We start from the raw sequence: 12,041 nt of genomic DNA, 5'->3' as shown, positions 1-12,041 counted from the left end.
TTCCAAGTGTGGGAGCTGGCTTGCCTGCGATAGCTATTTCAGCAACACCCCAAATGCCCTGCCTGCCAGGGCATTTTGCCGTCTACGATTCAACTTGCGCCCTGCCAGGCCGACAAACTGGCACTATCAAGCAAATGACTCGCAGAGATAACGGACATGTCCCTACGCACCCTGCTCACCGCCCTCCTGATGACCGTCAGCGCTTGCGCCATGGCCGCCACTGAAGTCGTCAACCTGAACAACCGCACCAGCGCCGACCTGTTGCCGGTCGCGCAAAACTTCATCGGCAAGGACGGCACCGTCAGCGCCTACGGCAACCAGCTTATCGTTAACGCCGAGCCCGCCAAGATCGAGGGCTTGCGCGCACTGCTCGGCCAATTGGACACCCCAGCCAAACGCTTGCTGATCACCGTCGATACCAACGAGAACAACCAGCAGAACAGCGGTGACAGCCAGACCCGCATCATCAGCTATGGTACCGCCAGCCGCGATGGCGGCATCCAGCAGATCCAGGCCAGCGAAGGCGTGCCCGCGCTGATCCAGGTTGGCCAGAGCGTGCCGCTGACCTCCACGCAGCAGGACAGCTATGGCCGTCTGCAAAACCAGACCCAGTATCGCAACGTCACCCAGGGGTTTTACGTGACCGCCAGCGTCACTGGCGAAACCGTGCACCTGGCCATCAGTACCAACCGTGACCGGATGAGCCAGGAACGTCCCGATGTAGTGAACGTGCAAAGCACCGACACAACAGTCAGCGGCCGCTTGGGCGAGTGGATTCCCCTGGCCGGCATCAATCGTGAAACCCAGGCGGACAAATCCTCTACAACCCGCAGCTACTCTACTCAGGGCCGCGATGACCTGACTTTAAGGGTCAAGGTCGACACCCTGAACTGAGGCACCGAAAACTGACTGGCAAGTCGCATTAGACTAAAGATGTAGTGCTTGAAAAAAAGCACTACAAAACATTTGACGAGCCAAAAAAGCATGGGCATGATGGCCTCGCTCCCGCTAATCAGGGGCCCTGGCAAGGGCCTTCGGATCGCTGCTCTAAGCTACCCACCTGAGCCGATTCGTGTCTGTACCGCCCACAAGGTGTGTTTGACGTTGGTTGCGACTGGAACGAAGTTGTCCCGAGGGACGGAAGCTAACCAGGTAACCCGGCTACACACTGATGGATCGTACAAAGGCCCACGACGCCCGAAGACCGTTCGCAGTTTGCCCTTACCTGCTCAACTCCCCCTTTGAGCCCCATCGTTCATCCCGTCGCCTCCCTCCGTCAGATTTGACTTGAACACCAAAGCTTCTGGTCAGCGAGCAACCCTACCCAGGCAACGAATGCCGGGCTGGCAAACGGATACTTCAAACAAGACGCGACGAGGTTTTTCCCCATGGCACTGACACGCGAACAGCAAATTGCAGCCCTTGAAAAAGACTGGGCTGAAAACCCACGCTGGAAAGGCGTAACCCGCGCTTATTCCGCTGCTGACGTCGTCCGCCTGCGCGGCTCGGTTCAACCTGAGCACACCTTTGCAAAACTCGGCGCCGAGAAGCTGTGGAACCTGGTCACCCAAGGTGCCAAGCCTTCTTTCCGTCCCGACAAAGATTTCGTCAACTGCATGGGCGCCCTCACTGGCGGCCAGGCAGTCCAGCAGGTAAAAGCCGGTATCCAGGCGATCTACCTGTCCGGCTGGCAAGTGGCAGCGGACAACAACTCCGCTGAATCCATGTACCCCGACCAATCGCTGTACCCGGTGGACTCGGTGCCAACCGTGGTCAAGCGCATCAACAACTCGTTCCGTCGTGCCGACCAGATCCAGTGGAAAGCCGGCAAGAACCCGGGCGATGAAGGCTACATCGACTACTTCGCGCCAATCGTGGCCGACGCCGAAGCCGGTTTCGGTGGCGTACTCAACGCCTACGAACTGATGAAGAGCATGATCGAGGCAGGCGCTGCCGGCGTGCACTTCGAAGACCAACTGGCTTCGGTGAAGAAATGCGGCCACATGGGCGGCAAGGTACTGGTACCGACCCAGGAAGCCGTACAGAAGCTGACCGCTGCTCGCCTGGCTGCTGACGTGGCCGGTACACCAACCATCATCCTGGCCCGTACTGACGCCAACGCAGCGGACCTGCTGACCTCGGACTGCGACCCGTACGACCAGCCGTTCGTCACCGGCGAACGCACCCAGGAAGGCTTCTATAAAGTGCGCGCCGGTCTCGACCAGGCCATCGCCCGTGGCCTGGCGTACGCTCCTTACGCCGACCTGATCTGGTGCGAAACCGCCAAGCCGGACCTGGACGAAGCACGCCGCTTTGCCGAAGCGATCAAGAAGGAATACCCGGACCAACTGCTGTCCTACAACTGCTCGCCTTCCTTCAACTGGAAGAAGAACCTGGACGACGCGACCATCGCCAAGTTCCAGCGCGAACTGTCGGCCATGGGCTACAAGCACCAGTTCATCACCCTGGCGGGCATCCACAACATGTGGCACAGCATGTTCAACCTGGCGCACGACTACGCTCGCAACGACATGACGGCCTACGTGAAGCTGCAGGAGCAGGAATTCGCTGACGCCGCCAAAGGCTACACCTTCGTGGCGCACCAGCAGGAAGTGGGCACCGGCTACTTCGACGACATGACCACCGTGATCCAGGGCGGCACCTCGTCCGTGACCGCGCTGACCGGTTCGACCGAAGAAGAACAGTTCCACTAAGTACCGCGTACACGGCCACTGCGGCCCCACGGAAGACCTAACCGCAGTGCCGCGCAACAATCACGCCCCGACTGGTTCGGGGCGTTTTTTTTTGCCCGGAAGAAAATCTTACTGGCACACAGCAGATCAAAATGTGGGAGCGGGCTTGCTCGCGAATGCGGTGGTCAGTTGGCAACTTTTTATCTGACAGACCGCTTTCGCGAGCAAGCCCGCTCCCACAGTGGAACGCATTGCAGCCTGAAAATTTTGCGCAAAACATTGATCCAGAGCGGTATCCGCACAAGCCCAATCGGGTAAAAGAGCCGTTGCGACAACTAAGCGACACTCAAGCAAGTAACGCTAACTTCCCGCGCCACATGAGAAACACTCGCTTAAACCCTGCGCAAACAATAGTCATTATCATTTGGCGCTTGAAAACTTCGTTACAGCTTAAACAAAACATATTTGATGAAAAGCCCGCTAATGCCCACACCACAAGGGCTACAGCCCCAAGAAGGTGCACTATGTGCTTATTCCACCGAATAATTTCGCCCTGGGAATTTTACTTGCCCGGTGTTTAGCCATAAAATCACCGCGATTGATTGCAGTGCGACATATCGTCACTGCATCGTTACTTTTTCGAGCTCAGAGACCTTTGCTCTCTGTTAAGGATTTCCAGCATGACCGACGCGACAGGACTCATGGCCCACAACTGGGGCTTTGCCATTTTCCTTCTCGGTGTTGTAGGCCTCTGCGCCTTCATGCTCGGCGTGTCCAGCCTCCTCGGGTCAAAAGCCTGGGGCCGCAGCAAAAACGAACCGTTCGAATCCGGCATGCTGCCTACAGGTGGCGCCCGCTTGCGGCTCTCAGCCAAATTCTATCTGGTCGCGATGTTGTTCGTGATCTTCGATATCGAAGCCCTCTTTCTCTTTGCATGGTCTGTGTCCGTCCGCGAAAGCGGCTGGACCGGATTCGTCGAAGCTCTCGTTTTCATAGCAATTCTGTTGGCAGGTCTTGTCTACCTGTTCCGAGTGGGCGCCCTTGACTGGGCTCCGGAAGCTCGTCGCAAGCGGCAGGCGAAGCTGAAACAATGAGGCTTTGGCAATGCAATACAATCTCACCAGGATCGACCCGGATGCTCCTAACGAGCAGTACCCCATCGGCGAGCGGGAAACCGTTTCCGACCCGTTAGAAGACCAAGTCCACAAAAACATCTACATGGGCAAGCTGGAAGACGTGCTGAGTGGCGCGGTCAACTGGGGGCGTAAAAACTCCCTGTGGCCGTACAACTTCGGCCTTTCGTGCTGCTACGTGGAAATGACCACCGCCTTCACGGCGCCCCACGACATCGCGCGCTTTGGCGCCGAAGTGATCCGGGCCTCGCCGCGCCAGGCGGATTTCATGGTTATCGCCGGTACCTGCTTCATCAAGATGGCGCCGATCATCCAGCGTCTCTATGAGCAAATGCTCGAACCAAAATGGGTTATCTCCATGGGTTCGTGCGCCAACTCCGGTGGCATGTACGACATCTACTCGGTCGTTCAAGGGGTGGACAAGTTCCTGCCCGTGGACGTCTACGTGCCTGGCTGCCCGCCCCGTCCCGAAGCGTTCCTGCAAGGCTTGATGCTGTTGCAGGAATCGATTGGCAAGGAGCGTCGCCCACTGTCCTGGGTGGTCGGTGATCAAGGCGTTTATCGCGCCGAGATGCCGTCTCAAAAGGAACAGCGCCGCGAACAGCGAATCGCAGTCACCAACCTGCGCAGCCCCGACGAAGTCTGATCCAGCACCGCTTCTTTTATAGAACGAAAACCTGGCTTCATTCTTTACGTTGACCGAAAGCGATAAAAAACCATGACTACAGGCAGTGCTCTGTACATCCCGCCTTATAAGGCAGACGACCAGGATGTGGTTGTCGAACTCAATAACCGTTTTGGCCCTGACGCCTTCACCGCCCAGGCCACACGCACCGGTATGCCGGTGCTGTGGGTGGCGCGTGCCAGGCTCGTCGAAGTCCTGACCTTCCTGCGCAACCTGCCCAAGCCGTACGTTATGCTCTATGACCTGCATGGCGTGGACGAGCGTCTGCGGACCAAGCGCCAGGGGCTGCCGAGCGGCGCCGATTTCACCGTGTTCTACCACCTGATGTCGCTGGAACGTAACAGCGACGTGATGATCAAGGTTGCGCTGAGCGAGAGCGACCTGAGCATCCCGACCGTGACCGGTATCTGGCCGAACGCCAGCTGGTACGAGCGTGAAGTCTGGGACATGTTCGGTATCGACTTCCCGGGCCACCCGCACCTGACGCGCATCATGATGCCGCCGACTTGGGAAGGTCACCCGCTGCGCAAGGACTTCCCTGCACGCGCCACCGAATTCGACCCGTTCAGCCTCAACCTGGCCAAGCAGCAGCTGGAAGAAGAAGCCGCGCGCTTCCGTCCCGAAGACTGGGGCATGAAACGTTCGGGCACCAACGAGGACTACATGTTCCTCAACCTGGGCCCGAACCACCCTTCGGCTCACGGTGCCTTCCGGATCATCCTGCAACTGGACGGCGAAGAGATCGTCGACTGCGTCCCGGACATCGGCTACCACCACCGTGGCGCCGAGAAGATGGCCGAGCGTCAGTCCTGGCACAGCTTCATCCCGTACACCGACCGTATCGACTACCTCGGCGGCGTGATGAACAACCTGCCGTACGTGCTCTCGGTCGAGAAGCTGGCCGGTATCAAGGTGCCAGACCGCGTCGACACCATCCGCATCATGATGGCCGAGTTCTTCCGCATCACCAGCCACCTGCTGTTCCTGGGCACCTATATCCAGGACGTCGGCGCCATGACCCCGGTGTTCTTCACCTTCACCGACCGTCAGCGCGCCTACAAGGTTATCGAAGCCATCACCGGTTTCCGCCTGCACCCGGCCTGGTACCGCATCGGCGGCGTAGCCCACGACCTGCCGAACGGCTGGGAGCGCCTGGTCAAGGAATTCATCGACTGGATGCCCAAGCGTCTGGACGAATACCAGAAAGCCGCCCTGGACAACAGCATCCTCAAAGGCCGCACCATCGGCGTTGCGCAGTACAACACCAAAGAGGCCCTGGAATGGGGCGTCACCGGTGCCGGCCTGCGCTCCACCGGTTGCGACTTCGACCTGCGTAAAGCGCGCCCGTACTCCGGCTACGAGAACTTCGAGTTCGAAGTACCGCTGGCGGCCAATGGCGATGCCTACGACCGTTGCATCGTGCGCGTCGAAGAAATGCGCCAGAGCCTGAAGATCATCGAGCAGTGCATGCGCAACATGCCGGCCGGCCCGTACAAGGCGGATCACCCGCTGACCACGCCGCCGCCAAAAGAACGCACGCTGCAGCACATCGAAACCCTGATCACGCACTTCCTGCAGGTTTCGTGGGGCCCGGTCATGCCGGCCAACGAATCCTTCCAGATGATCGAAGCGACCAAGGGTATCAACAGTTATTACCTGACGAGCGATGGCGGCACCATGAGCTACCGCACCCGGATTCGTACCCCAAGCTTTGCCCACTTGCAGCAGATCCCTTCGGTGATCAAAGGCGAGATGGTCGCGGACTTGATTGCGTACCTGGGTAGTATCGATTTCGTTATGGCCGACGTGGACCGCTAAGCATGAACAGCACGCTTATCCAGACAGACCGTTTCACCCTGAGTGAAACCGAGCGCTCGGCCATCGAGCACGAGCTGCATCACTACGAAGACCCGCGCGCGGCGTCGATCGAAGCCCTGAAGATCGTCCAGAAGGAACGTGGCTGGGTGCCGGACGGCGCGCTCTACGCCATCGGCGAGATCCTCGGCATCCCTGCCAGCGACGTTGAAGGCGTGGCCACGTTCTACAGCCAGATCTTCCGTCAGCCGGTCGGTCGCCACATCATTCGCGTGTGCGACAGCATGGTCTGCTACATCGGCGGCCATGAGTCCGTGGTCAGCGAGATCCAGAACAAGCTGGGCATCGGCCTCGGCCAGACCACCCCGGACGGCCGCTTCACGCTGCTGCCGGTGTGCTGCCTGGGCAACTGCGACAAGGCGCCGGCGTTGATGATCGACGACGACACATTCGGTGACGTACAGCCCGCTGGCGTCACCCAATTGCTCGAGGGCTACCCATGACCCTGACTTCCTTCGGCCCGGCCAACCTGATCAAGCGTTCGGCCGAGACTCACCCCCTCACCTGGCGCCTGCGTGACGATGGCGAGCCGGTATGGCTCGACGAGTACCAGGCCAAGAACGGTTACGCGGCAGCGCGCAAAGCCTTCGCCGACATGGCCCAGGACGATATCGTCCAGACCGTGAAGGACGCCGGCCTCAAGGGTCGCGGCGGCGCGGGTTTCCCCACCGGCGTGAAGTGGGGCCTGATGCCCAAAGACGAATCCATCAACATCCGTTACCTGCTGTGCAACGCGGATGAAATGGAGCCCAACACCTGGAAAGACCGCATGCTGATGGAGCAACTGCCCCATCTGCTGATCGAAGGCATGCTGATCAGTGCCCGTGCGCTGAAAACCTACCGCGGCTACATCTTCCTGCGTGGCGAGTACACCACCGCCGCCAAGCACCTGAACCGTGCCGTGGAAGAAGCCAAAGCCGCCGGCTTGCTGGGCAAGAACATCCTCGGTTCCGGTTTCGACTTCGAACTGTTCGTGCACACCGGCGCCGGGCGTTATATCTGCGGTGAAGAAACCGCACTGATCAACTCCCTCGAAGGCCGCCGCGCCAACCCGCGCTCCAAGCCGCCCTTCCCTGCCGCCGTGGGCGTGTGGGGCAAGCCGACCTGCGTGAACAACGTCGAGACCCTGTGCAACGTGCCGGCGATCATCGCCGACGGCGTGGACTGGTACAAATCCCTGGCGCGCGAAGGCAGCGAAGACATGGGCACCAAGCTCATGGGCTTCTCCGGCAAGGTCAAGAACCCTGGCCTGTGGGAGCTGCCGTTCGGCGTGACCGCGCGCGAGCTGTTCGAGGACTACGCCGGCGGCATGCGCGACGGCTACACCTTGAAAGCCTGGCAGCCAGGCGGCGCCGGCACCGGTTTCCTGCTCCCTGAGCACCTCGATGCACAGATGTATGCCGGCGGCATTGGCAAGGTGGGTACCCGGATGGGTACTGGCCTGGCGATGGCAGTGGACAACACGGTGAACATGGTCTCGTTGCTGCGCAACATGGAGCAGTTCTTTGCCCGTGAATCCTGCGGCTTCTGCACCCCATGCCGCGACGGCCTGCCGTGGAGCGTCAAGCTGCTGATGGCCCTGGAAAACGGCGAAGGCCGCGAGGGTGATATCGAAACCCTGCTGGGCCTGGTCGGTTTCCTCGGCCCAGGCAAGACCTTCTGTGCTCACGCACCGGGCGCCGTGGAGCCATTGGGCAGCGCAATCAAATACTTCCGCTCGGAGTTCGAAGCCGGCATCGCGCCCACCAGCGCCGCCGTCCCGCCTCTGGCAAAGCCGATCGTAGTCGGCGCGTAACGCTTAAACAGGCGAAGGGTCCGTGCCCTTCGCCTGCTCATGTGCTGACGCCTTCAAGGCTGTGTAGATGCACATGAATAACAAGATTCCATTAGCCACGCCCGCTGACAACGGGCCAACGAAGAACTTTGAACCATGGCCACTATCCACGTAGACGGCAAAGCGCTCGAAGTCGATGGGGCAGACAACCTGTTACAGGCGTGTCTGTCACTCGGCCTCGACATCCCGTATTTCTGCTGGCACCCCGCGCTTGGTAGCGTCGGTGCCTGCCGCCAGTGTGCGGTCAAGCAATACACCGACGAGAACGACACCCGTGGTCGTATCGTCATGTCCTGCATGACCCCAGCCACCGACAACACCTGGATCTCCATCGACGATGAAGAATCCAAGGCGTTCCGCGCCAGCGTTGTCGAGTGGCTGATGACCAACCACCCCCACGACTGCCCGGTCTGTGAGGAAGGCGGTCACTGCCACCTGCAAGACATGACGGTGATGACCGGCCACAACGAGCGCCGTTATCGCTTCACCAAGCGCACCCACCAGAACCAGGACCTCGGCCCGTTCATTTCCCACGAAATGAACCGCTGCATCGCCTGCTACCGCTGCGTGCGCTTCTATAAAGACTACGCCGGCGGCACCGACCTGGGCGTGTTTGGCGCCCACGACAACGTGTACTTCGGTCGCGTTGAAGACGGCGTGCTCGAAAGCGAGTTCTCCGGCAACCTCACCGAGGTCTGCCCCACCGGGGTGTTCACCGACAAGACCCACTCCGAGCGCTACAACCGTAAGTGGGACATGCAATTTGCGCCAAGCATCTGCCATGGCTGCTCCAGCGGTTGCAACATCTCTCCGGGCGAGCGCTACGGTGAGCTGCGTCGTATCGAAAACCGCTTCAACGGTTCGGTCAACCAGTACTTCCTGTGCGACCGTGGCCGTTTCGGCTATGGCTACGTCAACCGCGAAGACCGCCCACGCCAGCCCCTGCTGGCCGATGGCGCCAAGCTGAGCCTGGACGCCGCGCTGGATAAAGCCGCCGACCTGTTGCGCGGCCGCACTATCGTGGGTATCGGTTCGCCACGCGCCAGCCTCGAAAGCAACTTCGCCTTGCGCGAGCTGGTAGGTGCCGAGCACTTCTACTGCGGTATCGAAGCCGGCGAGCTGGAGCGTATTCGCCTGGTCCTGCAAGTGCTGAACGACAGCCCGCTGCCCGTGCCGAACATGCGCGACATCGAAGACCACGATGCGATCTTCGTGCTCGGTGAAGACCTGACCCAGACCGCCGCGCGTATCGCCCTGTCTCTGCGTCAATCGGTCAAAGGCAAAGCCGAAGAAATGGCCGACGCCATGCGCGTGCAGCCTTGGCTCGACGCCGCCGTGAAGAACATCGGCCAGCACGCGCTGAACCCGCTGTTTATCGCGTCCCTGGCTGAAACCAAGCTCGACGACATCGCTGAAGAATGCGTGCACGCTGCGCCGGACGACCTGGCCCGCCTCGGTTTCGCCGTGGCCCACGCCCTCGACGCCAGCGCGCCTGCCGTTGAAGGCCTGGACGCTGAAGCCGTCGAGTTGGCCCAGCGCATTGCCGACGCCCTGCTGGCGGCCAAGCGCCCGTTGATCATTGCCGGTACCTCGTTGGGTTCCAAAGCGCTGATCGAAGCCGCTGCCAACATCGCCAAGGCCCTGAAGCTGCGCGACAAAAACGGTTCCATCAGCCTGGTAGTACCGGAAGCCAACAGCCTGGGCCTGGCCATGCTCGGTGGCGAGTCCGTGGACGCAGCGCTGCAAGCGGTGATCGACGGCAACGCCGACGCCATCGTGGTACTGGAAAACGACCTGTACACCCGCACCGCTGCCGCCAAGGTTGACGCTGCGCTCAACGCCGCCAAGGTGCTGATCGTCGCCGACCACCAGAGGACCGCCACCAGCGACCGCGCCGACCTGGTGCTGCCAGCCGCCACCTTCGCTGAAGGCGACGGTACCCTGGTCAGCCAGGAAGGCCGCGCCCAGCGCTTCTTCCAGGTGTTCGATCCGAAGTACATGGACGCCAGCATCCTGGTGCACGAAGGCTGGCGCTGGCTGCATGCCCTGCGCGCCACCCTGCTGAACCAGCCGATCGACTGGACCCAGCTCGACCACGTCACCGCTGCCACCGCCGCCAGCGCGCCGCAGCTTGCTCGTATCGTCGATGCCGCGCCATCTGCCGCGTTCCGCATCAAGGGCCTGAAACTGGCGCGTGAGCCGCTGCGCTACTCCGGTCGTACCGCCATGCGCGCCGACATCAGCGTGCACGAGCCGCGTACCCCGCAAGACAACGACACCGCGTTCGCCTTCTCCATGGAAGGTTACTCGGGTTCGGCCGAACCGCGTCAGCAGGTGCCGTTTGCCTGGTCGCCGGGCTGGAACTCGCCGCAGGCCTGGAACAAGTTCCAGGACGAAGTCGGTGGTCACATCCGCGCTGGCGACCCGGGCACCCGCCTGATCGAAGCCAGCGGTGACTCGCTGAACTGGTTCGCTGCGGTACCGCGTCCGTTCAACCCGGCGCCGGGCACCTGGCAGGTCGTGCCGTTCTTCCACCTGTTCGGCAGCGAAGAAACCTCTTCCAAGGCCGCGCCGGTGCAAGAGCGCATTCCTGCCGCTTACGTGTCCGTGGCCAAGTCCGAAGCCGACCGCCTGGGCGTCAACGACGGTGCCCTGCTCAGCCTCAACGTGGCCGGCCAGACCCTGCGTCTGCCGCTGCGTATCAATGACGAGCTGGGTGCCGGCCTGGTTGCACTGCCTAAAGGCATCGCCGGTATTCCGCCTGCCATTTTCGGCACAACCGTTGACGGTCTGCAGGAGGCAGCGCAATGACTTGGTTCACGCCGGAAGTAATTGACGTGATCATCTCGGTGGTCAAGGCCATCGTGATCCTGTTGGCCGTGGTCGTCGCGGGCGCCCTGCTCAGCTTCGTCGAACGTCGCCTGCTGGGCTGGTGGCAGGACCGTTACGGTCCGAACCGCGTTGGCCCGTTCGGCATGTTCCAGATCGCTGCCGACATGCTGAAAATGTTCTTCAAGGAAGACTGGACCCCGCCGTTTGCCGACAAGGTGATCTTCACCCTGGCACCGGTGGTGGCCATGAGCGCCTTGCTGATTGCCTTTGCGATCATCCCGATCACCCCGACCTGGGGCGTGGCGGACCTGAACATCGGCTTGCTGTTCTTCTTCGCCATGGCCGGTTTGTCGGTGTACGCGGTGCTGTTCGCCGGTTGGTCGAGCAACAACAAGTTCGCCCTGCTGGGCAGCTTGCGTGCCTCGGCGCAAACCGTATCCTATGAAGTGTTCATGGGGTTGGCACTGATGGGCATCGTGGTGCAGGTTGGCTCGTTCAACATGCGCGACATCGTCGAGTACCAGGCACAGAACCTGTGGTTCATCATTCCGCAGTTCTTCGGCTTCTGCACCTTCTTCATCGCTGGCGTGGCCGTGACTCACCGTCACCCCTTCGACCAGCCGGAAGCGGAACAGGAACTGGCCGACGGTTACCACATTGAATATGCCGGCATGAAGTGGGGCATGTTCTTCGTCGGTGAGTACATCGGCATCATCTTGATCTCGGCCCTGCTGGTCACGCTGTTCTTCGGCGGCTGGCACGGTCCGTTCGGCATCCTGCCGCAGTTGGCCTTCTTCTGGTTCTTCCTGAAGACCGCGTTCTTCATCATGCTGTTCATCCTGCTGCGCGCCTCGATTCCGCGCCCACGCTATGACCAGGTGATGGATTTCAGCTGGAGATTCTGCCTGCCGCTGACCCTGATCAATTTGCTGGTGACGGCTGCCGTCGTGTTGTTGAACACGCCCGCGGCCGCGGTTCAGTGAGGATTT

Annotated in this window: 9 protein-coding genes; all 9 read left to right on the top strand. The window is 60.8% G+C overall.

Annotated features, from left to right (window positions below; translation table 11 throughout):
• Window positions 1–156 precede the first annotated feature (156 nt).
• Complete coding sequence (locus PSH76_RS10980) at window positions 157–894, top strand: secretin N-terminal domain-containing protein (RefSeq protein WP_305494076.1); 738 nt, start codon at window positions 157–159, stop codon at window positions 892–894.
• Window positions 895–1,388: 494 nt separating this feature from the next.
• Window positions 1,389–2,714 carry an isocitrate lyase gene (aceA, locus tag PSH76_RS10975; RefSeq protein ID WP_003174717.1) on the top strand — a complete coding sequence of 442 codons (1,326 nt, stop codon included), beginning with the start codon at window positions 1,389–1,391 and terminating at the stop codon, window positions 2,712–2,714.
• Between the two features lie 659 nt (window positions 2,715–3,373).
• On the top strand, window positions 3,374–3,787 hold the full coding sequence (locus tag PSH76_RS10970; RefSeq protein WP_003192109.1) for an NADH-quinone oxidoreductase subunit A: 414 nt from the start codon (window positions 3,374–3,376) through the stop codon (window positions 3,785–3,787).
• 10 nt (window positions 3,788–3,797) lie between these two features.
• A complete protein-coding gene (locus tag PSH76_RS10965) occupies window positions 3,798–4,472 on the top strand; it encodes an NADH-quinone oxidoreductase subunit B family protein (RefSeq protein WP_003174719.1) in 675 nt (224 codons plus the stop codon).
• A 72-nt stretch (window positions 4,473–4,544) separates the two neighbouring features.
• Entirely contained in the window at window positions 4,545–6,329 is a 1,785-nt protein-coding gene (gene nuoC / locus PSH76_RS10960; RefSeq protein ID WP_003192111.1) for an NADH-quinone oxidoreductase subunit C/D, read from the top strand.
• Between the two features lie 2 nt (window positions 6,330–6,331).
• Window positions 6,332–6,829 (top strand): NADH-quinone oxidoreductase subunit NuoE, encoded by a 498-nt coding sequence (gene nuoE / locus PSH76_RS10955; protein WP_003174721.1) that lies wholly within the window; start codon window positions 6,332–6,334, stop codon window positions 6,827–6,829.
• A complete protein-coding gene (nuoF, locus tag PSH76_RS10950) occupies window positions 6,826–8,181 on the top strand; it encodes an NADH-quinone oxidoreductase subunit NuoF (protein WP_032896666.1) in 1,356 nt (451 codons plus the stop codon). The genes nuoE and nuoF overlap by 4 nt, the downstream gene beginning before the upstream one ends.
• A 135-nt stretch (window positions 8,182–8,316) precedes the next feature.
• The gene (gene nuoG, locus PSH76_RS10945; RefSeq protein ID WP_305494075.1) at window positions 8,317–11,031 is read left to right on the top strand and encodes an NADH-quinone oxidoreductase subunit NuoG; all 2,715 of its coding nucleotides are present in this window, start codon (window positions 8,317–8,319) and stop codon (window positions 11,029–11,031) included.
• Window positions 11,028–12,035, top strand: a complete 1,008-nt coding sequence (gene nuoH / locus PSH76_RS10940; protein ID WP_003174724.1) for an NADH-quinone oxidoreductase subunit NuoH — start codon at window positions 11,028–11,030, stop codon at window positions 12,033–12,035. The genes nuoG and nuoH overlap by 4 nt, the downstream gene beginning before the upstream one ends.
• Window positions 12,036–12,041: the final 6 nt, after the last annotated feature.

The organism is Pseudomonas sp. FP215, from assembly GCF_030687795.1.
Lineage (GTDB): Bacteria > Pseudomonadota > Gammaproteobacteria > Pseudomonadales > Pseudomonadaceae > Aquipseudomonas > Aquipseudomonas salmasensis.
Note: the sequence above shows the minus strand (reverse complement) of the source record. Positions and strands in the feature narration are given on the sequence as shown.